Source organism: Sphingomonas sp. (genome assembly GCF_036387535.1).
Classification (GTDB): Bacteria; Pseudomonadota; Alphaproteobacteria; order Sphingomonadales; family Sphingomonadaceae; genus Sphingomonas_R.
In genome coordinates, this window is the sequence record NZ_DASVTO010000099.1 from 13,116 (window position 1) to 36,793 (window position 23,678).

A 23,678-nucleotide genomic window follows, 5' to 3' on the forward strand; every position below is an offset into this window, starting at 1 on the left:
GGAACTACGCCCCGGCGATTTTACGCAGTATTTCCAAATATTATTGAATCTCCACCAGTTCTTCCGCCGCCATTTCGACCAGCATAGCCAATAACGCTGCTCGCTCTACCGCGACGCAGCCTTCGGTCGGGCGGTCGCCGTCACGACAATGCAGGAAGATCGCGCTGCCCAGCCCCGGCACCGGCGGCGCATCGTTGTGGCCCAGCACGACGATCACGTCATACAGCCCGTCCGCACGCCACAGCCGTTCGGCGGAGAAGCGATGGGGATGGCGGACCGGGCGGTTATAGGCCGCGTCGCGGACGTCGTCGCTCCACCCGTCGGCGGGATCGATCCAGCGCCAGGGCAGCCGCAATCCCGCCGGCACGGTCACCCTATCGCGTCGCAGCAGCACCGCACGCACCGGCCAGATCCCCAGCGGTGTCCGCCCGTCGCCTTCGCGCTTGTCGGCGGCGGGGCAGGTGCCACCGCGTCCGATCGTGCAGCCGATGGCCCATCCGTCCAGGCTCAGCGTGCGCGCGCCGGTGTCGACCCGGATCATAGCTGGTGTCCGGTCCGATCGCGCTTGGTCGCCAGATAGGCGTGGTTGTGCGGGTTGGGCGTCACCGCATGCGGCACCCGTTCCACCACCGTCACGCCCGCTGCCTCCAACCCCGCGACCTTGGCCGGATTGTTGGTCAGCAATCGCACCGCGTCGATCCCCAGCAGCGTCAGCATCCGTGCCGCCACCCCGAAATCGCGCGCGTCGATCGCAAAACCCAGCCGGAGATTCGCGTCTACGGTGTCGAATCCCTGATCCTGCAATGCATAGGCGCGCAGCTTGTTGATCAGCCCGATCCCGCGTCCCTCCTGCCGCAGATACAGCAGCACGCCCCAGCCGGCGTCCGCAATCGCGGTCAGTGCCGCCTGCAATTGCGGTCCACAATCGCATTTCAGCGATCCCAGGACATCGCCGGTCAGGCACTCGCTATGCAGCCGCACCAATGGCGGTCGCCCGTCGGGCGTCCCGATCAGCAGCGCGACATGATCGGTCGGGTCCTCCGCGCTGCGGAACGCCACGATCTCGGAATGCTCCGCCGCGGCGACCGGCAATCGGGCGCGCGACGCAATGCGCAGGCCGTCCGGCGCGGCATAGGCTGCGACATCCTGCGCAGTGACATCGACCGGTTCCCCGGCATGCGGCAGCAGGAAGAACGCCGGTAGCACACCTGCGAGCCGCGCCAGTGTCAGCGCCGCTTCCGCCGCCGCGACGGTCGTCAGCGGCGCGGCCGGGAACGGGCCCTTCATTGGGGTCGCCAGGTCGCGTTGCGGATCGGCCAACGCGACCGCGCCCGCGAAATCGATCCACGGAACCCGCCTGACCAGCGCCGGCATCGCGGGCGCCGCCGCATCCCGCTGGTTGACCAGCTTCAGCGTGGCCGCGCGGCTGGGCGACAATAATATGCCCGCCGCTGCCGCCGGGTCGAACGCCCCCAGTCGGTCGGCATCGGCGGTTTCGATCGCCAGGACGTGGATTGCGCCGTCCATGCCGCCGATGCTGACCGGCCATCCGCGCCGCAGCGCGTCGATGGCGCGGGCCGCCGCGCGCGGATCGCTCACAACGCGAACTCGGTCACCAACGGCACATGATCGGACGGCTTCAGCCAGTCGCGGCAATCGACATGCACCCGGTGCGCCACCGCCTTGGCCGCGACATCGGCGGTCGCCCACATATGATCCAGCCGCCGGCCGCGGTTCGATGCGCGCCAGTCGGACGCGCGATAGCTCCACCAGGTGAACAGCATTTCGGGCGCCGGCACGAATTGACGACCAAGATCAACCCAGCGCCCCGCCGCCTGCAATCGTTCCAGCGCCGCGACCTCGGTCGGCGTGTGGCTGACGACGTCCAGCAGCTGTTTGTGGCTCCACACGTCGCATTCCAGCGGGGCGATATTGAAATCGCCGACCAGCAACGTGGGATGATCGACCGTTTCCGACCAGCGCGTCATCCGTGCGATGAAGTCCAGCTTCTGTCCGAATTTCGGGTTCAATGTGCGATCGGGAATATCGCCGCCGGCCGGGACATAGACATTCTCGATCCGGATCCCGCAGTCCAGCACCGCGCCGATATGCCGTGCCTCGCCATTATCCTGCCAGTCGTGACGTTGGTCGACCGCCAACGGGACCCGGCTCAGGATCGCGACGCCGTGGTGCATCCGCTGGCCGTTCAGCATCTGGTGCGTATAGCCCATCGACCGGAACGGCGCCGCCGGGAAGGTATCGTCGATGACCTTGGTTTCCTGCAGGCACAGGATGTCGATCGCTTCGTCGGCCAGAAACCGTTGCACGATCTCCAACCGGGCGCGCACCGAATTGATGTTCCACGAAGCGATCTTAAGACGGTCGGCCATGCCGCGCATGTAGCGCCGGCATCGATACGGCGCCAGCCACCGCGATGGAGCTCACCCCAAACGAAATGGCCCCCGCTCCGGGGGCATGGAGCGAGGGCCGACCTGTCGTTCGTCACGCAGGCGGGGTACGGAACCGATCGGGCAACAGGGGGGAAACCCGGTGGCGGCTCCGCAACCGCAGGTCGGCTTATAGCGATTCATCCTTGCGCCCGGATGAACGGTTTGTGTCCATTGGGAAAGTTCTGCGTCCGCCGGTCCGGGGCGCGGCTCAGCCCCGCGGCCCGGTCCGGCGCGGGCTGATCCAGCGGAACAGCCGATCGTCGACCGGCCCGTTGAAACGCTGGTTCGACAGCCGCACCGAAGACCGGTTGCCCTGCGCGTCCAGCGTCGACCAGCCGACCAGCATCAAACCGGCGGGCGCGGACGCGCTGCGGTTGAACGCAATGGTGGTGGTGCCAAATTCCGGATGCTTGGGGTCGCGGGCCTCCACCAGCACCATTTGCGGGCTGGGCGAGGGCGCCACCTTCGCGACGCGGCTCAGATCCTTGGACGGATCCAGCAGCACCGACAGCGGCGAATTGCCGATCGGCCAGCGGGATTCCTGCCGGACCGACGCGTCATAGACGGTCAGCGCGCGCCCATCCCCGACGATCGTCAGCGGTACGCCCTTCTGATACTGGAACCGGACCTTGCCCGGCCGCTTCATGCTCAGCTTGCCGCCGACCGACTTGCCCATGCGGTCGGTCTGCACGAAGTCCGCGGTCATCGTGCTCACCGCCCGCAGATGCTGCGACACCTGCGCCAGCGGGGTGGTCTGCGCGGTGGCGGCAACGGGTGTGGCCAACATGGCCGCGATCAGAATGGAACGGAACATGGTCACTCCAGCGGATGGTGTCGATGGATAGTGCCGGACGCGGTTTGAACCGCCTCTGAACCGGCAGTTCGAAGCCGTTCGGAAGTGAGAGACACCGGTTCCATCGCGATGGACGTGCAGGTCGCCGCTGCCAGCACATTCGGGCCGATCACCTTGGATGGCACATCCGATCGGCGAAGAATCCCCGCCGCCTTCCAGCAACGACATTCCATCCCGCCGGGCATTCACCCCAGGATGCGCGGCAGGTCCTCCGGCTCCACCTGCACCTCGCGCCGGCCGACATGGTCGGGCTGGCTGATGATCGCCTCTTTTTCCATCCGTTCGATCAGCCGCGCCGCGCTGTTATATCCGACGCGCAGCTGTCGCTGCAGCCAGCTGGTCGATGCCTTCTTGTTCTCCACCACCAGCTGCACGGCACGGCGATAGGCCTGGGTTTCGGGGTCGTCTGGCCCGCTCGGCGCGCCTTCCAGCGCATAGCCGCCGTCTTCCGGTTCCTCGGTGACGGCCTTGATATAGTCGGGCTGACCCTGCCCGCGCCAGAAATCCGCCACCGCGCGCACTTCCTCGTCGCTTACGAACGGTCCGTGGACGCGCGCAATCTGCTTGCCGCCGGGCATATAGAGCATGTCGCCCTTGCCCAGCAGCTGTTCGGCCCCCTGTTCGCCCAAAATGGTGCGCGAATCGATCTTGCTGGTCACCTGGAAACTGATCCGCGTCGGCAGGTTGGCCTTGATGACGCCGGTGATGACGTCCACCGATGGCCGCTGCGTCGCCATGATCAGGTGGATGCCCGCCGCACGCGCCTTCTGCGCCAGCCGCTGGATCAGGAACTCGACTTCCTTGCCGGCCGTCATCATCAGGTCCGCCAGCTCGTCGACGATCACCACGATCTGCGGCAACACCTCATATTCCAGCTTCTCTTCCTCGTAGATCGGCGTGCCGGTCTCCGCGTCATAGCCGGTCTGCACCTTGCGGCCGAGCGGCTGGCCCTTCACCTTGGCTTGCCGCACCTTGTCGTTGAACGATCCCAGCCCGCGCACGCCAACCGACGCCATCATCCGGTAGCGTTCCTCCATCTGCTCCACCGCCCATTTCAGCGCGCGGATCGCCTTTGGCGGATCGGTGACGACCGGCGACAACAGATGCGGAATGTCGTCATAGATCGACAGTTCCAGCATCTTCGGATCGATCATGATCATGCGGCACTGGGTCGGCGTCAGCCGGTAGAGCAGCGACAGGATCATGCAGTTCAGCCCGACCGATTTGCCGGAACCGGTGGTACCCGCGACCAGCAGATGCGGCATCGGCGCCAGGTCCGCGATCACCGGATCGCCGGCGATGTTCTTGCCCAGAATCAGCGGCAGCTGCGCCTGCTGATCCTCGAACCCCTGGCTCGCTACCAGTTCGGACAGCGCCACCATGTCGCGTTTCTGGTTGGGCAGTTCGATGCCGATCACCGTGCGGCCCGGGATCACAGCGACCCGCGCCGACAGCGCCGACATGTTGCGCGCGATATCGTCGGCCAGCGCAATCACGCGGCTGGCCTTGATCCCCGATTCGGGTTCCAGTTCGTACATCGTGACCACCGGACCGGGCCGGATCTCGACGATCTGCCCCTTCACCTTGAAATCGTCGAGCACCGATTCCAGCAACCGCGCATTGCGTTCCAACGCGGCGCGGTCGATCGGGGTGCCCGACGATGGCGGGGGCGGCGTCAGCAGGTCGATCGGCGGCAGTTCATAGGTATCGCGCAGGTCGAGCTTGGTCTGCGCTGCCGCCGGCCGTCGTGCCGGTGCGGGTGCGGTCGACGGTTCGGTGATGACCGGTGGCGCGCGGCCATCGGGCACCGCCACCGGCCGCGGCGGGCGCGTGGCGGGAACGATCAGGTCGTCGACCGGGAAATCAGCCGCATCGCGCGTCGCGCCGTCGCCATCCTCGGCCCCCCGCCGCCGGCGGACCTTGCCCAGGAACGCGCGTTCGCCCGCCTGCAACGCCAACCCGCGCATGCCGATCGCCAGTCCGGCCGGTACCAGCAGCGCCATCACGCTCATCCGCGCGATCCTGGCCGCACCCGCGCCGGGCACGAACGTGGACAGGGCATCGACGGCCGCGGCGATCCCGATCCCGGCCATCCCGCCCCATCCCGCCGGCAATTGCCCGCTGGCGCCGTTGCGGAACAGCGCCAGCGCACCGCCCAGCATCATGATCCCGACCAGCGCAAGGGCCAGCGATCGACCCCACCGCCCGGCCGGCGCTCCGCGCCACAACCGCAGACCCGCCAGCAGGATGAGCGGCACCAGCAACAGCGCCGGCAGGCCGAACAGCGTGAACAGGATATCCGCGGTCCACGCGCCGGGTATGCCCAGCACGTTCAGCACCGGACCGTCGGCGGCGGTGTTCAGCGACGGATCGCTGCCATGATAGCTGGCCATGGCAAAGCCTAATGCCAGCGTCGTCGCCAGCAGCAGCGCGGCCATCGCCAGCGTGCCCGATCGCACCGCCGCTGCCTTCGCCTGCGACCGCCACATCGTGGTTGCCGCCATTCCGTCGCTTGCCATGTCCCGATCCCGCCCGCGCCGCCGGCCTGTCGCCGTGCTGCGTCTGTTCCACCCGGTATCATGCGCCGGGGGGCAAGATGGGGTCAAGGCGCGGACCAATTGCCCAACCGTGCAAAAGGCCGTTTCCCCGCCCGCCGTCCCCGCCTACACCGGTCCCATGGATACAGCGGACGTCATCATCCTCGGCGGCGGACTCGTCGGGCTTACCCTTGCCACCGCCCTGGACGCGCATGGCCTTACCAGCATCGTCATCGATCCCGCCGATCCCGCGGCGCAACTCGCCCCCGGCTTTGATGGCCGCGCCTCCGCGGTCGCCAGCGCGTCGTGGCGCATGCTGCAGGCGATCGGCGTCGCCGACCGGCTTGACGGGCAGGGCTGCCCGATCCGCAGTATCCAGGTCAGCGACGGGCTGGTCGGGGGCGGGCTCGCCTTCGATGCCGATCCAACGGATGGACCGCTTGGCATCATGTTCGAAAATCGCCGGCTGCGGACCGCCTTGCGCGAATCGGCGCTCGCAGCGGGCGGCGTGACGGTGCTGCAACCTGCCGCGGCCGCGTCTACGGTCCGTGATGCCGATGGTGTGCGCGTCACGCTGACGGACGGACGGGTTCTGTCCGCTCCGCTGCTGATCGCGGCGGAGGGACGCGCGTCGCCGACGCGCGAGGCGGCGGGCATCCGGATCGCCCGCTGGCGCTATGCCCATCACGCCATCATCGGCGGCATTTATCACGAACGCCCGCATGACGGCGTTGCGCATGAAATCTTCTATCCGGCCGGCCCGTTCGCGATCCTGCCGATGCTGGACGATGCCGACGGGCGTCACCGGTCGGCGATCGTGTGGACGGTCGCCGAACGTGACGGCCCTGCCATGCTGGCCCTGCCCGACCGTGCCTTCCTGGCCGAAGCGACGAAGCGGATGGGCGGGTTGCTGGGATCCATCGACGCCAACGGACCGCGCGCCGCCTATCCGCTTGGGTTCCACCATGCCGCGCACATTACCGGCCGCCGGTTGGCGCTGGTGGGGGATGCGGCGCACGGGATTCATCCCATTGCCGGCCAGGGGCTCAACCTGGGCTTTCGCGATGTCGCGGCGCTGGTCCAGGTGCTGGTCGAAGGTGCCCGGCTCGGTCTCGACTTCGGCGATGCGCAGGTGCTGGCCCGCTACGAACGCTGGCGCGCGCTGGACACATTTCTGGTCGCCTCGACCACCGATGGTTTGACCCGCCTGTTCGGGCTACCCGGCCGCACCGCCGCCGTCGTCCGCCGGTTCGGTCTGGCTGCGGTCCAGCGGATCCCCGCGTTGAAGGATCGGTTCATGGCAGAGGCCCGCGGCGAAAGCGGCGATCTTCCCGAACTGCTGGCCGGACGCTGCGCCTGATATCGGGCCAGCCCGTTATCAGTCAGCGTGCGGCGACGCGCACGGGTTTCTTCACCGCGGCAACCTGAGCGGCCTTGCGGCATTCGCTGGCCACAACCGGAAACTCAAGGTCGGTGCTCCGCAACAGCGCGTCTGGCATCGCGGCGCGGCAGGACGCCACCGACGTGTACCGGGCGGGTTCGATCCGCACCGCCTGGCATCGGGTCTGGCCATCCCCACAACCCAGGATCGCGAGGACGTAGAGGACAGGTTCCATGCTGGACGCCTTCGTTCGGTGTGACATTGGAAACGGGTCGTCGCGTTTCCGGTTCCACTGATCGCTGGTCTGCGGCCATAGACTTCCTATCTAGACGCGGATGCCTCCCGATACCGCTCCCGCCGCCGCCATGCCCGATCAGGGCTTTCGCACCTTTGCCCGCTTCCTGCCCTTTTTGTGGCCGAAGGATGCGCCCACGCTGCGCATCCGGATCGTGGTGGCGCTGCTGTTCGTGCTCGCGTCGAAAGCGGTGCAGGTCTATGGCGCGCCGTTCGCGCTGAAGGGCGCGGTCGATGCCATGGGCCGGCCGGGCGGATCGCAGGCGCTGTTCCTCGTGCTGATGCTGGTCGCCGGCTATGCGGCGGCGCGGTTCGCCAGCGTGCTGTTCGACAATCTGCGCAATGCCGTATTCGAACGTGTCGGACAGGATGCGACCCGCCGCCTGGCCGCTACTGTCTTCCGCCATCTTCATGCGCTGTCGCTGCGCTTCCACCTCGATCGCCGCACCGGGGCCGTCACCAAGGTGGTCGAACGCGGCACCAAGAGCATCGATACGATGCTCTATTTTCTGCTGTTCAACATCGCCCCGACTTTCCTCGAACTCGGGTTGGTGCTTCAGATTTTCGGCTCGCGGTTCGGGTGGGAACTGGTGGTGGCGACCGTGGTGATGGTGGTCCTCTATATCGTCTTCACCCGTGTCGTGACCGACTGGCGCAACCGGTTGCGCGAACAGATGAACGATCTCGACACCGGCGCGGTCGCGCATGCGGTCGATTCGCTGCTCAATTTCGAAACCGTCAAATATTTCGGAGCGGAGGAGCGCGAGGCCCGGCGCTATGATCGTGCGATGACGCTCTATGCCGGCGCCGCGGTGAAGAACGAGACATCGCTGGCCTATCTGAACATCGGGCAGGCGCTGATCACCAACCTGATGATGGCGGGCGGCATGGGCTTTGTCGTGTGGGGTTGGAGCCGGGGGCGCTTCTCGGCGGGCGACGCGGTGCTGGTCAGCACGCTGCTGGCGCAGCTGTTCCGGCCGCTCGACCTGCTCGGCATGGTCTATCGCACGCTGCGCCAGGGGGCGATCGACATGCGCGCAATGTTCGACCTGATCGATACTCCTTCCGAAGTTGTCGATGCCCCGGATGCGCCTGCGCTTCGGGTCACCGGCGGCGCGGTCCGGTTCGAAGATGTGCGCTTCGGCTATGACCCCGATCGCGGCATCCTGCATGGCATCGATCTGGATATTCCTGCGGGTCATACCCTTGCCGTGGTCGGCGCTTCCGGCGCGGGCAAATCGACGCTCGCGCGACTGATGTTCCGTTTCTATGACGTCACCGGGGGACGCATCACCATCGATGGGCAGGATATCGCCGGTGTGACCCAGGAATCGCTGCGCGCCGCGATCGGGATCGTTCCGCAGGATACCGTCCTGTTCAATGATACGATCGGCTACAACATCGCCTATGGCCGTGAAGGCGCGACGGAACCCGAGATCGAGGCGGCCGCACGCGGCGCGGCGATCCACGACTTCGTCGCCGCGATGCCGCACGGTTATGCGACGAAGGTCGGCGAACGCGGGCTGAAGCTGTCGGGTGGCGAGAAGCAGCGCGTGGCCATTGCGCGCACGCTGGTCAAGAATCCGCCGGTGCTGATCCTGGACGAAGCCACCAGCGCGCTCGACAGCCGGACGGAGGCCGATATCCAGGAGACTTTGTCGCGCGTCTCCGCCCGCCGCACAACCATTGTCATCGCCCATCGCCTGTCGACGGTGGTCGACGCCGATGAGATCGTCGTGCTGGACGCGGGCCGTGTCCTGGAACGTGGCACGCATGCCGACCTGCTCCGCCGCGAAGGCGCCTATGCCGCGATGTGGGCCCGCCAGGCCAATGAACAGGCGGATGCCGTCGCGGCGGAATGAGGCAGGGCTGTCCTACACGGCGGCCCGTCCTCGTCCGTCGCTGATCCAGCGGCCGACAGCGCGGAGCGGCCCGCCATGACCGCTGGCACGTGTGACCCTGTGTGACCTTCGTAGGAAAGCGCCGGCCGCATTTCGCGCCACAAGGCTGGCATGGACGTGCGACCCCGCCTAAGGGATCGGCGTGCGTAATCCCCTTGATATTCTCCACGAAACCTTTGGCTATGCCAGCTTCCGCGGTCGTCAGCAGGATGTGATCGACCGGATCATGGCCGGCGCGCATACGCTGGCGGTGATGCCCACCGGAGCGGGTAAGTCGCTCTGCTATCAGGTTCCGGCACTGGCGCGGCCGGGCACCGGGCTGATCATCTCGCCGCTGATCGCGCTGATGCATGATCAGGTCCGCTCGGCGGCGGCGGCGGGGATCAGGGCGGCCGCGCTGACCTCCGCCAATGATGATCGCGAGGAAACGGTGCGGCGGTTCCTCGCCGGCGATCTCGACCTGCTCTACGTCGCCCCCGAACGCGCGTCGGGTGAGGGGTTCCGCCGGATGGTGGATCGCGTGCAACTCAGCCTGATCGCGATCGACGAAGCCCATTGCGTCAGCGAATGGGGGCATGATTTCCGCCCCGATTACCGCCTGCTGCGCGCGCTGGTGGAGGACCATCCCGAAATCCCGCGACTGGCGCTCACCGCCACCGCCGATCGCCACACCCGTGACGATGTGCTGGCGCAGCTCGGCATTCCCGGCGACGGCCTGATCCTGGCCGGGTTCGACCGACCCAATATCTGCTACAGCATCACGCCGCGCGACGGCCTGCCGGCGCAACTGGCGCAGGTCGTGCGCGACACCCCCGGCCCGGGCATCGTCTATGCCCCAACGCGCGACGCGACCGAGAAGCTGGCGGCCGCGCTGGCCGTTAGCACCGGCCGGCCGACCCGCGCCTATCATGCCGGGCTGGATGCCAGCATCCGTGCGCGCAATCAGGAAGCGTTCGTGACATCGGAGGAGATGGTGATGGTCGCAACTGTCGCCTTCGGCATGGGCATCGACAAGCCCGATGTGCGTTTCGTCGCGCATGCCGGCCTGCCGAAATCGATCGAGGGCTATTATCAGGAAACCGGCCGCGCCGGTCGCGACGGCGATCCGTCGGTCGCGCATCTGTTCTGGGGCGCCGACGATTTCGCTCGCGCCACCCGGCGCATCACCGACGATATCGGGGAGGATCGCCAGCGCAGCGAGCGCCAGCGGCTCGCCGCGCTCGGCGCGCTGGTCGAGGCCGCGGGTTGCCGCCGCGCGATCCTGCTTCGCCATTTCGGGGAGTCGCCGCCGCCGGTCTGCGGGAACTGCGACAATTGCCTCAATCCTCCGTCCAGCATCGATGCGACCCAGGCGGCGCGCAAGCTGCTGTCCGCTGCCTTTCGGACGGAAATGCGCTACGGCGTCACGCACCTGACCGACGTGCTGGCCGGCCGTGATACGGAAAAGGTACGGACGCTGGGGCACGACAAGCTCTCGGTATTCGGCATCGCGACACCGGAGGATCTGGCGCTGATCAAGCCGGTCGCCCGCGCGCTGCTCGCGCGCGATGCGCTGCGCGCCGACGATTATGGCGGCCTCTCCTTCGGACCGGGTGCCCGCCCGCTGCTGAAGGGGGAAGAAACGCTGGCGATCGTCAAACCCCCGGCGCGATCGTCGAAGCGTCGCGGGACGACGGCCGAGGAACATCCGCATGATCCGCTGTTCGAGGCGTTGCGCGCGTGTCGCCGTGAACTGGCAAAGGAACTGGGGGTGCCGCCCTATGTCATCTTCCACGATGCCACGCTGCGGGAGATGTCGGCGAACCGGCCCATGACGCTGCATGCGCTCGGTCGGATTTCCGGCGTGGGCGCTCGCAAGCTGGAGGATTATGGCCGGGCGTTTCTCGATGTTCTGAACGGTTAGCAAAGGAGACGATCATGTTCCGCACGCTCGACGAACGCACCGCGGTGGCGGGCCAGCTGATGCCCGACGATATGCAGGCGGTGGCCGATGCCGGCTATTGCATCGTCATCAACAACCGCCCGGACGGCGAGGAACCCGGTCAGCCGACCAGCGAGGAAATGGCCGAAGCCGCAAGCGCTGCGGGTCTGGCCTATCATGCCGTTCCCATGGGCCAAGCTGGTATTTCCCAGCCGATGCTGGATGAAACCGTCAAGATCCTCCGCAATGCGAAGGCGCCGCTTCTTGCCTTCTGCCGCTCCGGCACGCGCTCGACTCTGCTCTGGGCGGTCGCCCGCTCACGGCTTGGCGACGATGCCGCGACGTTGTTCGATAAGGCGGGCAGCGCCGGCTACGACCTCTCCCCGGTACGCGGATTGCTCGGTAAGGATTGACGATCAGGGCCTGCCTTGCCGGAAATGCTGGATGCTGGCGGGTAGACTGACCCAGTCATGAGCACCTTCCTCCCAGACAGACCGGACCGGGGGCGGCAGGTCGTCTGTGGCGAAGGCTCCATAAGCAATTCCGATGGCGCCGGGATGCTTGTCCGTCATCCAGAAAACTGTCGACCCGCAGGTGGGACAGAATTGGTTTCGGAACATACCGCCTGATGCCGCGGTTCGGGCAAATTCGCTATGCGGCCCGGTGATGGCCACGGATCCTATCGGTACGTACATGCCGACGCCGAACGACGATCCGGATCGCCGCCGGCACGCCGTGCAGTGGCAGATCACAACCGCGGGTGAATAGGCCGCAATGCTGACCGTGAGAGCCCCGCAGGCACAATGTGCATCTGGCATTGGTCTTCTCCTGCTTGTCGTTCGTCACCTTGGCCGTTTACCAAAAAAAAGGCCGGCGGGGTGAGCCGCCGGCCAGTGGTTCGCAGGAGGAACCTCTTGGGGAGGGCGGCGCCGGGCCGCCCTCCGAACTGGTCAATAATTATAGGCCCGCTCGCCGTGCTCGGCGATGTCGAGGCCTTCGCTCTCGACTTCGGCGTTGACCCGCAGGCCCATCGTCTTGTCGATCAGGAAGTAGAGGATCGCGGACACGCCACCCGAATAGACCAGCGTGAGCAGCACCGCCTGGGTCTGTACCCAGACCTGTGTGCCCATGTCATAGGTGCCGGCCACGGCGGGCATCACGGTGTAGTCCAGGAAACCCTGACCGCCGAGCGAGGGCGCCGCAACGATGCCGGTCCCGATCGCACCGACGATGCCGCCGATGCAGTGCACGCCGAACACGTCGAGCGTATCGTCATAGCCGAACTTGTTCTTCACGGTGGTGACGAAGAAGAAGCAGACCACCGATACCACGATGCCCAGCACGACCGAGGTCATCGGCGCGGCAAAGCCCGCAGCGGGGGTGATCGCCACCAGCCCGGCGACGGCGCCGGTCGCGGCACCCAGCAGGGACGGCTTCTTGTGGACGATCTGTTCGATCACGGCCCAGGCCATGGCGGCTGCAGCGGTGGCGACATAGGTGTTGATGAAGGCGAGCGCGGCAAGCCCGTTCGACTCCAGGTTCGATCCGGCGTTGAACCCGAACCAGCCCACCCACAGCAGCGAGGCGCCGATCATCGTCATCGTCAGCGAATGCGGCGGCATCGGCTCCTTCTTGTACCCGATCCGCTTGCCGATCATCAGGCAGCCGACGAACCCGGCGATCCCTGCGTTGATGTGCACGACGGTACCGCCGGCGAAATCCAGGGCGCCCTTGCCGTACAGATAGCCCCAGTCGCCCGGCTGGTTCGGCAGGAAATCGGGGCCGGCCCAGTACCAGACCATGTGCGCCATCGGGAAATATACGATGGTCAGCCACAGCACCGTGAACACGATCAGCGCCGAGAATTTGACCCGCTCCGCAAAGGCACCGACGATCAGCGCCGGCGTGATGCACGCGAAAGTCATCTGGAATACGATATAGGCATATTCCGGGATGTAGACGCCGTTGGAGAAGGTGGCGGCGACCGTGGTGGCGTCGACGCCCTTCAGGAACGCCTTCGAAAATCCGCCAACGAACGGTGATCCGCCGGTGAACGCCATGCTGTAGCCCCAGCAGACCCAGACCAGACTGGCGACGGCGACGATCGTCAGCACCTGCATCAGGATCGACAGCATGTTCTTCGTGCGGACCAGGCCGCCATAAAACAGCGCCAGACCCGGCACCGACATCATCAGCACCAGCGCCGACGAGATCAGCATCCAGCTCGTATCGCCCTTGTTGGGCGCGGGCGGCGCGGCGGGTGCTGCGGCGGCAACATCCTGCGCCCATGCCGGCATCGCCAGGAAGGCGGTTGCACCGGTCGCGGTCGTGGCCGCGGCAATCCTTTTCAGTAGCGTCATATATACCCCCCTGGGTGCTAGAGCGCGATGTCGCCGGTTTCGCCGGTGCGGATCCGCACGGCTTCGACCAGGTCCAGGACGAAGATCTTGCCATCGCCGATCGCGCCGGTGTTCGCTGCGGCCTGCGTCGCCTCGACCACACGGCCGGCCAACGCATCGGGGCAGGCGACCTCCAGCTTGATCTTGGGCACCATGTTGGTGCTGTATTCCGCGCCGCGATAGATTTCGGTCTGGCCTTTCTGCCGGCCGAAACCCTTTACTTCGGTCACGGTCATACCCTGTACGCCCAACAGCGAGAGTGCTTCACGCACTTCGTCCAGCTTGAAAGGCTTGATGATCGCAATCACGAGTTTCATGGCCACCCCTGTCCGTTGCCGTCGACGGACATCAGCAAAGGGCGTGCCAACATGATTTTGCGGAGGCGGGGGAACTTAATCGTTACAAGAACGTGAAGAGCTGCCTAATTAACGGGCAATACTGCCAGCGTGCCCAAATCTCGGGCGAATGACGCTCGCGGTTTTGCTGCGGCTAAGCGGCCGTCAGCGCATCCGCGAGGATTCGGCGGATCGCGATCAACGCGTCGCGCTGATGATCAGGCATCTGCGCCGGCTCTTGTGGTATCGACGGGAGCATGTTTGCGGGCGCTATCGGGCGTTCGGCTTTGTCCTCCAGCAATTTCTGAACGCCGCGGATACTGTAGCCCTGCTGATCCAGCAGATGCTGGATCTGGCGCAGCAGCTGAATGTCTTCGGGGCGGTAATAGCGCCGGTTGCCTGCGCGCTGCAGCGGCTTCACCTGCGGGAACCGCCCCTCCCAATAGCGCAGGACGTGCTGAGGAATGCCCAGCTCGGTCGATACTTCGCCGATCGTCCGGAATGCCGTAGGGGACTTCGCCATCGCTCAGCGCCGCTCAGCCGCCGCGGGCGATGCGCTCGCGCGTGATCTGGCTGGCGCGGAATGTCAGGACCCTGCGCGGCGCAATCGGCACTTCCACGCCTGTCTTGGGGTTGCGCCCGATCCGCTCGGCCTTGTCGCGCAGAACAAAGCTGCCAAAGCCGGAAATCTTCACATTCTCACCGCGCGACAGCGAACCGCACATGTCAGCCAGCAGCTGTTCGACGATCCGCGACGCATCGGCACGGGACAGCCCGATTTCCCCATGAACCCGATCACTCAGGTCCGCGCGGGTCAACGTGCCTACATCGACAGTCATAAGTCCATTCCCCACCATAGAATTTTCGCGATCATGCTAAGGCGAGTGGCGCGTGGAGACAAGCCGGTTCCGGCCGTCACAAGCGAACTGCCGCCGCCCCCCAGGTGAAACCCCCACCCATCGCTTCGAATACCACCAGATCACCAGGCTTGATACGGCCGTCGCGAATCGCGACATCGAACGCCAGTGGCACCGATGCGGCGGAGGTATTCGCGTGCAGATCGACGGTCACCACGATCCGGTCTGCCGACATTCCGAGCTTCCGGGCAGTGGCATCCAGAATACGACGATTCGCCTGGTGCGGCACCACCCAATCGACATCTGCCATCGTCAACGCCGCTTTTTCAAGGACTTCGCGCAGGACCGCGGCGAGGTTGGTCACCGCATGCTTGAAGACCTCGGGACCCTTCATCCGGAGCTTGCCGACCGTGCCGGTCGTGGACGGGCCGCCATCGACGTAGAGCAGATCATTATGGCGACCGTCGGCATGCAGGCTGACCGACAGCACACCCGCACGGTCGGGCGTGTCCAGCGCGGTTTCCGCGCAGAGCACCACTGCTCCGGCGCCATCGCCGAACAGCACGCAGGTGCCGCGATCGTCCCAATCCAGGATTCGGCTGAAAGTTTCTGCGCCGATCACCAGCGCGACATCGGCCGCGCCGCCGCGAATCATGCTGTCGGCCACCGACAGCGCGTAGAGAAAGCCCGAACAGACCGCCTGCACATCGAACGCGATGCAGTCGTTGATACCCAGCGCGGTCTGAACCTTGGTGGCCGTCGCCGGAAAGGTCTGATCCGGTGTTGCCGTCGCGAGCACGATCAGCCCGACCTGACCTGGCTCCAACCCCGCCGCCGCGAGCGCCTTTTGCGCAGCCTCGGTCGCTAGGGTGGCGGTGGTTTCGCCCTCCCCGGCGATATGCCGAAACCGGATGCCGGTCCGCTCCACGATCCAGGCGTCGGACGTGTCGACGGTTTCGGTCAATTCGGCGTTCGATACGCGGCGGGCGGGCAGCGCCGATCCGCTGCCGCGGATGACGGCCCGCCGGCTTGGCTGTGGCGTCGTCATTTGACGATCCCGGCGATGACCGGGGCCCGGACCGAGGCCAGATCGTCCGTCACCAGTCGCGTGATATCGGCCTCGACCAGCTTGACGGCCACGCTGATGGCGTTGGCCACGCCTTGCGCGCTCGCGCCGCCATGGCTTTTCACCACGATGCCGTTCAGGCCCAGAAAGACCGCGCCATTGTGATTGTTGGGGTCGAGATGATGCCGCAGCAACTCCGTTGCGGGCCGCGAGATCAGGAAACCGATCTTGGAACGAACCGAACTGGTGAAGGCGCGCTTCAACAGATCGGCGACGAACCGCGCCGTACCCTCGATCGTCTTCAGGGCGATGTTGCCCGAAAACCCGTCGGTCACGATGACATCGGCCTCGCCGCGCCCCAGCCGGTCGCCTTCTATGAAGCCATCGAACTGCAACGGCAGATCGACGGCGTCGCGCAAGGCCTGCGCCGCATCGCGCAGTTCCTCGGTACCCTTCAGTTCTTCGGTTCCGATGTTGAGCAGCCGTACGCGGGGGCGTTGCAGCCCCATCACTGTCCGGGCGTAGGCTGCGCCCATGACCGCGAACTGGACCAGATTGCGCGCGTCACATTCCGTATTGGCGCCCAGATCCAGCAGGACCAGATCATTGTCGCCCAGCGTCGGCAACAAGGCCGCCAAGGCCGGACGATCGATCCCAGGCATCGTGCGCAATGCAAGCTTGGACATCGCCATCAACGCACCGGTGTTGCCGGCGGACACGGTTGCACCGACTTCGCCCGCCTTCACCGCAGCGATGGCCAGACCCATCGAGCTGTCCTTGGCCCGCCTTATGGCCTGGCTGGGCTTGTCCTCGCCGGATATCACATGCGGCGCGTGCCGAACCTCGACCCGGTTCACAAGCTTTGGAAAGCGGGAAAGCTCCGCTCCGATCCGGACCTCGTCTCCGAACAGCACGATCGTCAGTCGTGGATTTCCGGCAAGCGCAATCGAAGCCGCTTCCACCATGATCGCGGGTCCGGCATCGCCCCCCATCGCGTCGACCGCGATCCGGATCGGCGGCGGCGTAGCGCGGTCGGAGTTCGAGGGTCGGTCATCCACAGGATCAACGCCGACGGATCAGGCTTCGATCGAGACGATCTCGCGCCCGTTGTAATGACCGCAGGCGTTGCAGAGGTTGTGCGGGCGCTTCAGCTCGCCGCAATTCGGGCATTCCTGAAAGGATGCGATCGAAAGCGAATCGTGGCTCCGGCGCATGTTGCGCTTGGACGGAGAAGTCTTTCTTTTTGGGACGGCCATTGCGGCACCTGTTCTGAATGTCTGTCGAAAAGAATAAGCGACGCGCCCTGCACAGCGCCGGCCTTCGGTTCAGATTGAACCGCGGGTCGATCGGGCAGAGCTCGTCGCGAGCGGCGGACCTATAGCGATTCCCCTTCGAGTTGCAAGCTTTGCCACCGCATGCGACATCCGCAGCCGATCGAAGCCGGAGAAGACCGACGTGACACTGACCTATACCCTGATGTTTGCGGTGGCCTTTGGACTGATCAATCTGTGGCTGGCATTTCGCGCCGGACGCGCACGGATGGGGGCCAAGGTTTCGATCGGTGACGGCGGCAATCCGCTGTTGGCGGCGCGGATGCGGGCACAGGCGAACTTTCTGGAATATGTGCCGCTGGCGCTGATCCTGATCGGCCTGATCGAAATGCGCGTCGGGGCGTCACAGCTGCTGTTCGGGCTCGGGATCGCGCTGGTTCTCGCCCGGATCGCACATGCTTTCGGCATGGAACGACCCATGCCCAATCCGCTGCGGGCCGGCGGGATCCTCGTCACTTTTGCGGTGACGCTGGCGCTGATCGCCTGGGGCGCCTTGCTGCTATACGGTTTTGTCGGCTGATCGCTCAATCCGGCTGACGGTCAAGCACGGCGTCGCCGACAAAGGGATTGCTACGGCGTTCGTGGGCGACGGTCGAACCCGGTCCGTGCCCACAGACGAAGCTGGTATCGTCGCCAAGCGGCCACAACCGGGTCAGGATCGAGTCGATCAGTGTCTGATGATCGCCCAACGGGAAATCGGTGCGTCCGATCGACCCTTGGAACAGGACGTCGCCGACCTGTGCGAATTTCGACTCGGGGTGATGGAAGATGACGTGACCGGGCGTGTGCCCCGGCGTGTGGTAGACGTCGAGCACCAGATCGCCGACCTGGACCGTATCGCCATTTTCCAGCCAGCGGTCGGGTTCGAACGGCTTCCCCTCGATCCCGTAGGCGCGGCCGTCTTCATCAAGGCGCGCAATCCAGAAGCGGTCCGCCTCCTGCGGTCCCTCGATCGGGATGCCCAGCTCTTCTGCCAGCAGCCCCGCCGCGCCGGCATGATCGATATGGCCGTGCGTCAGTAGGATCTTCTCGACCGTGACGCCGTAATGCCGGGCCGCGGCGATCAGTTTGGGGCGGTCGCCGCCGGGGTCGATCAGTGCACCGCGCATGGTGGCGGTGCACCAGATCAAGGTGCAGTTCTGCTGCAGCGGCGTCACCGGGATGATCGCAGCGCAGAGCGGCGGCTGGGTCAAGAATCAGAGCTCCCGTTGAACCGGTTGTGGCAGGGATGGTGGCGCTGTGTCCGGGCTTCGCAGTATCGCGCGGTGTGGCGCCAGCAACGCCGCGGTTTCGATCATGTCGAGCGCACTGCGGGCGCTGGCATAGCGCCGGGCCTTCATGATCCAGTCGGTCGCGACGACGCGTCCCGGCAGGCGCGCGACCTCGGCCAGTGCCAGATCGACATGACCCATTTCCAGTTGGCGCCTCGCCCGCGTCAGCCGGTCCGCGGGCGCGAAGGACGCAACCGAGGCGCGCCGCACGACGATCAACCCCGCAAGCTCCCGACGCACGCCCTGCCACCAGCTTTCGTCATCGCTGCGCGCGATCAGTTGCGGTGCGATCGCGTCCAGCCCGGTCTGCAGCTCTTCCAGCGTCACGGGCTGGCGCGACGCCGACAGGATCGTCGCGACGGCCTGCGGCTGGTGTTCACCGAAGCGTTCGCGCAGAAGCCCCTCGATGTAGCCAAGCGCGGTCCCACGATCGAGCGCGCGCCGGGCGGCAAATGCGACGAGCAGGCCCTCCGCACGCTCCGCATTGCTCGATGTTTCGGTGGTGCGTTCCGCCAATTGAGTGACGCCCTGTTCGACGCGGGTCAGGCGCGGGAGCAGATCGGCGGGCAATGTCGGGTTTGTCGTGCGCGTCGGAACCCGCGCATCCGGGGCGGCAGCGGCCGGGCTGACGGTGACGACCTGTTCCAGCCCGGCCAGGCGCCGGGCCCGTTCCGATTGTCGCAAGCCGTAGACGACCGATGCCGCACCCAGCGCGAACGTCAGGATCAGCAACAGGGTCCACCATAGCCGACGCCGCGACGGGCGGGCGGGATCCACGGGTTCACTCCACTCGGTCGTCATCGCGGCTCCAGCACTCCATGCGCGCCCTGATCGCACAACCTGGCCGCAGCCGCAAAGAGCGCGTCGTCAGTGGGACGGCACGCGACCGCAACCGCCGCCCACCCGGCGCCGGCCGCTTCGGCGACCGCCATGCTGAAACAGGCGATTTGCACGCGGGCGGGTGTGCGGCCAGCTCCCCCCAGAAGCGCGCGAAAGACGTGGGCGGCACGCGGCGAATGCAACAGGGCGACCGCGCCGGCGTCCAGCGCGACCAGCGCGTCGCACGGCAACGCCGCGACGGCATCCGCGGCATAAATCTTGACGCGTTCCAGCAACAGCAACGGGTGGTCGATCGCGACATGATCAAGCCCCGCCAGGTGGAGCACATGACGCACGCCCTGTTGGGCCAGCAGGTCGATCGCGGTTCGTACGTCGGTGTCACCGGCGGTGACCGTTCGGAAGCCCACTGCCCAGGCGGCCGCCGCGGTCGCTGCGCCGACGGCGTGGACCGGGATGTCGCGATACCAGCCCAGGCCCGGTCCGCCCAATCGTGCGGCTGCGGCGCTGGTGAGCAGGATGCGTTCCGGCATGGGCGCCGTCGGCGGTGTCCAGTCGAGTGCGCGGTAGTGGAACAGCGGCGCAATCACGCCGTCGTGCCCCAGCCTCCGCGCACGTTCGGCAGTGGCGGCTGCACCCACCGCAGGGCGGAGGATCAGCAGCTTCATCCGGTGAACAGCATCCGCAGATCAGGCGCCGCCCGGTCCAGCAACGCGCGGGCGAGCGCACCGGCCGCCGCGACATGATCACCGGCGATCACGGTGTCGTCGGCCTCCCACAAGGCTCCGTCGCCGGACAGGATTTCCGCCCGCAATCGCCAGCCATCACCCTGCCGTTCGGCCAGTGCCGCGACCGGCGAGCGGCAATCGGCCCCCAACGCCGCGAGAAAGGCGCGTTCCGCCATGACAGCCAGACTGGTGTCGCGGTGATCGATCGCCGCCAGCAGCATGCGGATGTCCTCTCGCTCTCCCAGCGTCTCGATCCCGACCGCCCCTTGCGCCGGCGCCGGTAGCATATCGTGCGTATCGATCGGATGACCGATGTCCGGCTGGCCCAGCCGGTCCAGTCCCGCCGCCGCCAGCAGCGTCGCCTCCGCCTCACCTGCTTCCAGTTTCGCCAGCCGGGTCGCGACGTTGCCGCGAAACAGGACGGGGCGGATGTCTGGTCGGATCCGGCGCAATTGCGCGGCGCGCCGCGGTGAGGACGTCCCGACGCGGGCCTGTCGTGGCAGATCGGTCACCGATTCGGCACCGATCAGCCGATCGCGCGGATCGGCGCGGTCCAGCATGGCCGCGATCACGATCCGGTCCGGCCGGATGGTTTCGACATCCTTCATCGAATGCACCGCGAAGTCGATGTCGCCATCGAACAGGGCGCGGTCCAGTTCCTTGGTCCACAACGCCTTGCCCCCGACATCGGCCAGGGCGCGATCCTGGATCCGGTCACCGGACGTCCGGATCGGCACCACCTGAATGGCGTCCGCCGCCAGCCCATGGGCAGCGGTCAGGGCGGCAATCACCATCTTAGCCTGGGTCAAAGCAAGCGGCGATCCACGGGTTCCAAGACGAAGCGGCTGGGTCATGAGGAGCGCCTAGTCGCTCCTTGGCGGCACCGCAAACTCCGGTGATCCCTGTACCTGACCGCGCCACCATGGCAGGAGGCCTCATGACGGTGATCCTTGGCCTGGAATCGAGCTGCGACGAAACCGCGGCGGCGCTGGTGACCGGCGACCGGATGATCCTGGCGCACCGCCTGGCCGGGCAGGAGGCCGCGCATCGCCCCTATGGCGGCGTCGTGCCCGAGATCGCGGCACGCGCGCATGTCGAGGTGCTGATGCCGCTGGTGGAGGCGGCGTTGCAGGATGCGGGGCACGCCCTTGCGGATGTCGATGCGATCGCCGCCACCGCTGGACCGGGATTGATCGGCGGCGTGATGGTGGGCCTGGTGACCGCAAAGGCACTGTCGCTGGCCGCCCGCAAACCGCTGATCGCGGTCAACCATCTCGAAGGGCATGCGCTCAGTCCCAGGCTGTCCGATCCGGAACTTGCGTTCCCCTATCTGCTGCTGCTGGTGTCGGGGGGGCATTGTCAGCTGCTGTTCGTGGCGGGGGTTGGCCGGTACCGTCGGCTGGCCACCACCATCGATGATGCGGCAGGCGAGGCGTTCGACAAGACCGCCAAGCTGCTGGGCCTGGGATTTCCCGGCGGGCCGGCGGTCGAGGCGGCGGCAAGGGCGGGAAGTGCGGACCGGGTGCCGCTGCCCCGGCCGCTGCTGGGATCGGCGGAGCCACATTTCTCCTTTGCCGGCCTGAAAAGTGCGGTGCTCCGTGCCCGGGATTCCGGGGCCCATGCGCCGGAAGATATTGCGGCGTCGTTTCAGCAAGCCGTGGTCGATTGCCTGCTGGATCGCACGAAGCACGCCATGGCGAAGGCGCAGGGTGCGACGGCGCTGGTGGTCGCGGGCGGCGTTGCCGCGAACGGCGCGGTGCGCACCGCCCTGGCCGGATTGGCAGCCGATCATGCGCTGCGGTTCGTCGCGCCGCCCTTGTGGCTGTGCACCGACAACGCCGCGATGATCGCCTGGGCCGGGGCGGAGCGTCTGGCAGCGGGGTTCACCGATCCGCTGGATATCGCGGCACGCCCGCGCTGGCCGCTCGACCCGTCCGCCGAGAAGGCGCGCGGGGCAGGCGTGAAGGCGTGATCGGGATCCTGGGTGCCGGTGCATGGGGCACTGCGCTGGCGCAGGTGATTGCGTCCGATGCCACCCCCGTCCGGCTTTGGGCGCGCACGCCGGCCGTTGCGGACATGGTCAACAAGGCGCGGCAGAATGCCGTCTACCTGCCGGACCGCATCCTGCGGAACGAGATCGAGGCGATCACCGATATCAGCGCACTTGCGGATTGCGACCTGTTGCTTGTCGCTTCGCCGGCGCAACATCTGCGCGGGCTGCTGGCGCAGGTCGGTGGTCGGGCGCCGCGCATCCTATGTGCGAAGGGCATCGAAGCGGGATCGCGCATGTTGATGTCGGAAGTCGCCGCCGACGTGTCCGGTCCCGCGCCGATCGCCGTACTGTCGGGCCCGACCTTTGCGCATGAGGTCGCGGCCGGATTGCCGACAGCCGTGACGTTGGCCTGCGCCGATGCCGCATTGGGTTCGGATCTGGCGGCGAGGATCGCGCGACCCGGGTTCCGCCCCTATTTCAGCACGGATGTCGTAGGTGCGGAAATCGGCGGCGCGGTCAAGAACGTCCTCGCCATTGCGTGCGGCGTCGTTGCAGGTGCCGGACTGGGGCAGAATGCGCGGGCTGCGCTGATCGCGCGCGGGTTTGCGGAGATGACGCGATTCGGGCTGGCACGCGGCGCGGAGGCCGAAACGCTGGCCGGGCTGTCTGGCCTGGGCGATCTCGTGCTGACCTGTTCATCCAGTAGTTCCCGCAATTTTTCCTTGGGCGAAGGGCTGGGCGAAGGCCGGTCGGCGGAGATGTTGCTGGCTGACCGCCGTACCGTGGCCGAAGGCGCCGCAACCGCCCCCGTGCTGGCGGAAGCGGCGCGCGCCGTGAGCGTCGACATGCCGATCGTCGACGCCGTCTGTGCATTGCTGGCCGGACGGATCGCGGTCCGCGAAGTCGTCGAGCGGTTACTCGCCCGCCCCTTGCGAAGCGAGCAGGACTGATCCGGTCAGAAATCGACCGCGATGCCCTTATTCTCCCAATCCCCATACCGTGTCGGATCGGGTCCATTTCGCCCCCCCGATTCGGGCTCCGGAATGATCGGCTGGGGCTCGGGCACCGGCGGATTGGGTGACAGATTCCTGGGCGGTACGAAGTTCGCGGGGCGGGGCATGCGATCGATCCTTTCCGGCGCTATGGCATGGATGTGGGGATGGTGCGGCGATCGACAAGCTAAGCGTCCGCAGCGATGCGTTTCAGGCGGTAGATAAGATCGAGCGCGGCGCGCGGGGTGAGCGCGTCCGCATCGACGGCGGCAATCGCCTCATGCAGCAGATCGGGCCCAGGATCGGCCGCCGCGGCCGCCGCAAACAGCGGAAGATCGTCGAGCCCGGCCGCCAGCCCGCCGGTCGCACTGCGTCCTGCCTCCAGCTTGGCGAGAACCGATCTGGCGCGCGCCAGCACCGCCGACGGCAGTCCGGCGACCTTTGCAACCGCCAGCCCATAGCTGCGATCCGCGGGGCCGCGGGCCAGCTCGTGGAGCAGCACCAGATCGCCCTTCCACTCGCGCGCGCGGAC

At 66.6% G+C, this 23,678-nt stretch carries 27 protein-coding genes; 7 read left to right on the plus strand and 20 right to left on the minus strand.

The window, feature by feature from the left end:
- Positions 1-40: 40 nt before the first annotated feature.
- The 5 genes from VF649_RS09165 to VF649_RS09185 form a co-directional block, all read right to left on the minus strand.
- Entirely contained in the window at positions 41-541 is a 501-nt protein-coding gene (locus VF649_RS09165; protein WP_331011657.1) for a L,D-transpeptidase family protein, read from the minus strand.
- A complete protein-coding gene (gene ribA, locus VF649_RS09170) occupies positions 538-1,599 on the minus strand; it encodes a GTP cyclohydrolase II (RefSeq protein ID WP_331011658.1) in 1,062 nt (353 codons plus the stop codon). The genes VF649_RS09165 and ribA overlap by 4 nt, the downstream gene beginning before the upstream one ends.
- Complete coding sequence (xth, locus tag VF649_RS09175) at positions 1,596-2,390, minus strand: exodeoxyribonuclease III (RefSeq protein ID WP_331011659.1); 795 nt, start codon at positions 2,388-2,390, stop codon at positions 1,596-1,598. The genes ribA and xth overlap by 4 nt, the downstream gene beginning before the upstream one ends.
- Before the next feature lie 268 nt (positions 2,391-2,658).
- A complete protein-coding gene (locus tag VF649_RS09180; protein WP_331011660.1) occupies positions 2,659-3,264 on the minus strand; it encodes an outer membrane lipoprotein carrier protein LolA in 606 nt (201 codons plus the stop codon).
- Between the two features lie 224 nt (positions 3,265-3,488).
- Complete coding sequence (locus VF649_RS09185) at positions 3,489-5,822, minus strand: FtsK/SpoIIIE family DNA translocase (RefSeq protein WP_331011661.1); 2,334 nt, start codon at positions 5,820-5,822, stop codon at positions 3,489-3,491.
- A gap of 157 nt (positions 5,823-5,979) precedes the next feature.
- Between VF649_RS09185 and VF649_RS09190 the strand changes: the two genes are divergently transcribed.
- Positions 5,980-7,200, plus strand: a complete 1,221-nt coding sequence (locus tag VF649_RS09190) for an FAD-dependent monooxygenase (protein WP_331011662.1) — start codon at positions 5,980-5,982, stop codon at positions 7,198-7,200.
- Between the two features lie 22 nt (positions 7,201-7,222).
- On the opposite strand, the gene VF649_RS09195 is transcribed toward VF649_RS09190, so the two are convergent.
- Positions 7,223-7,456, minus strand: a complete 234-nt coding sequence (locus VF649_RS09195) for a hypothetical protein (protein WP_331011663.1) — start codon at positions 7,454-7,456, stop codon at positions 7,223-7,225.
- A 100-nt stretch (positions 7,457-7,556) separates the two neighbouring features.
- On the opposite strand from VF649_RS09195, the gene VF649_RS09200 reads away from it, so the two are divergent.
- The 3 genes from VF649_RS09200 (at position 7,557) to VF649_RS09210 (ending at position 11,750) form a co-directional block, all read left to right on the plus strand.
- Positions 7,557-9,377 carry an ABC transporter ATP-binding protein/permease gene (locus tag VF649_RS09200; RefSeq protein WP_331011664.1) on the plus strand — a complete coding sequence of 607 codons (1,821 nt, stop codon included), beginning with the start codon at positions 7,557-7,559 and terminating at the stop codon, positions 9,375-9,377.
- A 181-nt stretch (positions 9,378-9,558) separates the two neighbouring features.
- Entirely contained in the window at positions 9,559-11,319 is a 1,761-nt protein-coding gene (gene recQ, locus VF649_RS09205) for a DNA helicase RecQ (protein ID WP_331011665.1), read from the plus strand.
- Positions 11,320-11,333: 14 nt separating this feature from the next.
- Positions 11,334-11,750, plus strand: a complete 417-nt coding sequence (locus tag VF649_RS09210) for a TIGR01244 family sulfur transferase (RefSeq protein ID WP_331011666.1) — start codon at positions 11,334-11,336, stop codon at positions 11,748-11,750.
- A 3-nt stretch (positions 11,751-11,753) separates the two neighbouring features.
- Here the strand turns inward: VF649_RS09210 and VF649_RS15195 are convergent, their stop codons facing one another.
- From VF649_RS15195 to rpmF, 8 genes are all read right to left on the minus strand, one after another.
- Positions 11,754-12,155: a GFA family protein gene (locus VF649_RS15195; protein WP_414713655.1), complete on the minus strand. Its 402-nt coding sequence runs from the start codon at positions 12,153-12,155 to the stop codon at positions 11,754-11,756.
- A gap of 132 nt (positions 12,156-12,287) precedes the next feature.
- Positions 12,288-13,697 carry an ammonium transporter gene (locus VF649_RS09215; RefSeq protein WP_414713656.1) on the minus strand — a complete coding sequence of 470 codons (1,410 nt, stop codon included), beginning with the start codon at positions 13,695-13,697 and terminating at the stop codon, positions 12,288-12,290.
- Positions 13,698-13,714: 17 nt separating this feature from the next.
- On the minus strand, positions 13,715-14,053 hold the full coding sequence (locus VF649_RS09220; RefSeq protein WP_157176646.1) for a P-II family nitrogen regulator: 339 nt from the start codon (positions 14,051-14,053) through the stop codon (positions 13,715-13,717).
- Between the two features lie 172 nt (positions 14,054-14,225).
- Positions 14,226-14,594 carry a MerR family transcriptional regulator gene (locus VF649_RS09225; RefSeq protein WP_331011667.1) on the minus strand — a complete coding sequence of 123 codons (369 nt, stop codon included), beginning with the start codon at positions 14,592-14,594 and terminating at the stop codon, positions 14,226-14,228.
- A 13-nt stretch (positions 14,595-14,607) separates the two neighbouring features.
- The gene (locus VF649_RS09230; protein ID WP_331011668.1) at positions 14,608-14,910 is read right to left on the minus strand and encodes an integration host factor subunit alpha; all 303 of its coding nucleotides are present in this window, start codon (positions 14,908-14,910) and stop codon (positions 14,608-14,610) included.
- Between the two features lie 76 nt (positions 14,911-14,986).
- Entirely contained in the window at positions 14,987-15,976 is a 990-nt protein-coding gene (locus VF649_RS09235) for a beta-ketoacyl-ACP synthase III (RefSeq protein WP_331011669.1), read from the minus strand.
- On the minus strand, positions 15,973-17,052 hold the full coding sequence (gene plsX, locus VF649_RS09240) for a phosphate acyltransferase PlsX (RefSeq protein WP_331011670.1): 1,080 nt from the start codon (positions 17,050-17,052) through the stop codon (positions 15,973-15,975). The genes VF649_RS09235 and plsX overlap by 4 nt, the downstream gene beginning before the upstream one ends.
- An 18-nt stretch (positions 17,053-17,070) precedes the next feature.
- On the minus strand, positions 17,071-17,250 hold the full coding sequence (gene rpmF, locus VF649_RS09245; protein ID WP_331011671.1) for a 50S ribosomal protein L32: 180 nt from the start codon (positions 17,248-17,250) through the stop codon (positions 17,071-17,073).
- Between the two features lie 199 nt (positions 17,251-17,449).
- Between rpmF and VF649_RS09250 the strand changes: the two genes are divergently transcribed.
- Entirely contained in the window at positions 17,450-17,845 is a 396-nt protein-coding gene (locus VF649_RS09250) for an MAPEG family protein (protein ID WP_331011672.1), read from the plus strand.
- Positions 17,846-17,849: 4 nt separating this feature from the next.
- Here the strand turns inward: VF649_RS09250 and VF649_RS09255 are convergent, their stop codons facing one another.
- Genes VF649_RS09255 through hemC form a run of 4 tightly spaced genes read right to left on the minus strand, consistent with a single transcriptional unit; the run spans position 17,850 to position 21,015 of the window.
- Positions 17,850-18,518, minus strand: a complete 669-nt coding sequence (locus tag VF649_RS09255; protein ID WP_331011673.1) for an MBL fold metallo-hydrolase — start codon at positions 18,516-18,518, stop codon at positions 17,850-17,852.
- Between the two features lie 3 nt (positions 18,519-18,521).
- Positions 18,522-19,397 carry a hypothetical protein gene (locus tag VF649_RS09260; protein ID WP_331011674.1) on the minus strand — a complete coding sequence of 292 codons (876 nt, stop codon included), beginning with the start codon at positions 19,395-19,397 and terminating at the stop codon, positions 18,522-18,524.
- Positions 19,394-20,101, minus strand: a complete 708-nt coding sequence (locus VF649_RS09265) for a uroporphyrinogen-III synthase (protein ID WP_331011675.1) — start codon at positions 20,099-20,101, stop codon at positions 19,394-19,396. The genes VF649_RS09260 and VF649_RS09265 overlap by 4 nt, the downstream gene beginning before the upstream one ends.
- Complete coding sequence (hemC, locus tag VF649_RS09270) at positions 20,098-21,015, minus strand: hydroxymethylbilane synthase (RefSeq protein WP_331011676.1); 918 nt, start codon at positions 21,013-21,015, stop codon at positions 20,098-20,100. Before hemC ends, VF649_RS09265 begins: the two co-directional genes overlap by 4 nt.
- Positions 21,016-21,098: 83 nt before the next feature.
- On the opposite strand from hemC, the gene tsaD reads away from it, so the two are divergent.
- Together tsaD and VF649_RS09280 are read left to right on the plus strand one after the other, a co-directional pair.
- On the plus strand, positions 21,099-22,133 hold the full coding sequence (gene tsaD, locus VF649_RS09275; RefSeq protein WP_331011677.1) for a tRNA (adenosine(37)-N6)-threonylcarbamoyltransferase complex transferase subunit TsaD: 1,035 nt from the start codon (positions 21,099-21,101) through the stop codon (positions 22,131-22,133).
- Positions 22,130-23,104, plus strand: coding sequence for an NAD(P)H-dependent glycerol-3-phosphate dehydrogenase (locus VF649_RS09280; RefSeq protein WP_331011678.1), 975 nt, complete (start codon positions 22,130-22,132; stop codon positions 23,102-23,104). Before tsaD ends, VF649_RS09280 begins: the two co-directional genes overlap by 4 nt.
- 5 nt (positions 23,105-23,109) lie before the next feature.
- On the opposite strand, the gene VF649_RS09285 is transcribed toward VF649_RS09280, so the two are convergent.
- On the minus strand, positions 23,110-23,274 hold the full coding sequence (locus VF649_RS09285) for a DUF1674 domain-containing protein (RefSeq protein WP_331011679.1): 165 nt from the start codon (positions 23,272-23,274) through the stop codon (positions 23,110-23,112).
- A gap of 59 nt (positions 23,275-23,333) precedes the next feature.
- Positions 23,334-23,678: MutS-related protein (locus tag VF649_RS09290; RefSeq protein WP_414713657.1), on the minus strand; the 345-nt coding region annotated here is incomplete at its 5' end.

Excerpts from the sequence above, each read along its gene's own strand:
- VF649_RS09165 (WP_331011657.1), bottom strand. The coding sequence starts at position 541 with ATGATCCGGGTCGACACCGGCGCGCGCACGCTGAGCCTGGACGGATGG.
- xth (WP_331011659.1), bottom strand. The coding sequence starts at position 2,390 with ATGGCCGACCGTCTTAAGATCGCTTCGTGGAACATCAATTCGGTGCGC.
- VF649_RS09180 (WP_331011660.1), bottom strand. The coding sequence starts at position 3,264 with ATGTTCCGTTCCATTCTGATCGCGGCCATGTTGGCCACACCCGTTGCC.
- VF649_RS09185 (WP_331011661.1), bottom strand. The coding sequence starts at position 5,822 with ATGGCAAGCGACGGAATGGCGGCAACCACGATGTGGCGGTCGCAGGCG.
- VF649_RS09190 (WP_331011662.1), top strand. The coding sequence starts at position 5,980 with ATGGATACAGCGGACGTCATCATCCTCGGCGGCGGACTCGTCGGGCTT.
- VF649_RS09195 (WP_331011663.1), bottom strand. The coding sequence starts at position 7,456 with ATGGAACCTGTCCTCTACGTCCTCGCGATCCTGGGTTGTGGGGATGGC.
- VF649_RS09200 (WP_331011664.1), top strand. The coding sequence starts at position 7,557 with ATGCCTCCCGATACCGCTCCCGCCGCCGCCATGCCCGATCAGGGCTTT.
- VF649_RS09210 (WP_331011666.1), top strand. The coding sequence starts at position 11,334 with ATGTTCCGCACGCTCGACGAACGCACCGCGGTGGCGGGCCAGCTGATG.
- VF649_RS15195 (WP_414713655.1), bottom strand. The coding sequence starts at position 12,155 with ATGCCAGATGCACATTGTGCCTGCGGGGCTCTCACGGTCAGCATTGCG.
- VF649_RS09215 (WP_414713656.1), bottom strand. The coding sequence starts at position 13,697 with ATGACGCTACTGAAAAGGATTGCCGCGGCCACGACCGCGACCGGTGCA.
- VF649_RS09220 (WP_157176646.1), bottom strand. The coding sequence starts at position 14,053 with ATGAAACTCGTGATTGCGATCATCAAGCCTTTCAAGCTGGACGAAGTG.
- VF649_RS09225 (WP_331011667.1), bottom strand. The coding sequence starts at position 14,594 with ATGGCGAAGTCCCCTACGGCATTCCGGACGATCGGCGAAGTATCGACC.
- VF649_RS09230 (WP_331011668.1), bottom strand. The coding sequence starts at position 14,910 with ATGACTGTCGATGTAGGCACGTTGACCCGCGCGGACCTGAGTGATCGG.
- VF649_RS09235 (WP_331011669.1), bottom strand. The coding sequence starts at position 15,976 with ATGACGACGCCACAGCCAAGCCGGCGGGCCGTCATCCGCGGCAGCGGA.
- rpmF (WP_331011671.1), bottom strand. The coding sequence starts at position 17,250 with ATGGCCGTCCCAAAAAGAAAGACTTCTCCGTCCAAGCGCAACATGCGC.
- VF649_RS09260 (WP_331011674.1), bottom strand. The coding sequence starts at position 19,397 with ATGACGACCGAGTGGAGTGAACCCGTGGATCCCGCCCGCCCGTCGCGG.
- VF649_RS09265 (WP_331011675.1), bottom strand. The coding sequence starts at position 20,101 with ATGAAGCTGCTGATCCTCCGCCCTGCGGTGGGTGCAGCCGCCACTGCC.
- hemC (WP_331011676.1), bottom strand. The coding sequence starts at position 21,015 with ATGACCCAGCCGCTTCGTCTTGGAACCCGTGGATCGCCGCTTGCTTTG.
- tsaD (WP_331011677.1), top strand. The coding sequence starts at position 21,099 with ATGACGGTGATCCTTGGCCTGGAATCGAGCTGCGACGAAACCGCGGCG.
- VF649_RS09285 (WP_331011679.1), bottom strand. The coding sequence starts at position 23,274 with ATGCCCCGCCCCGCGAACTTCGTACCGCCCAGGAATCTGTCACCCAAT.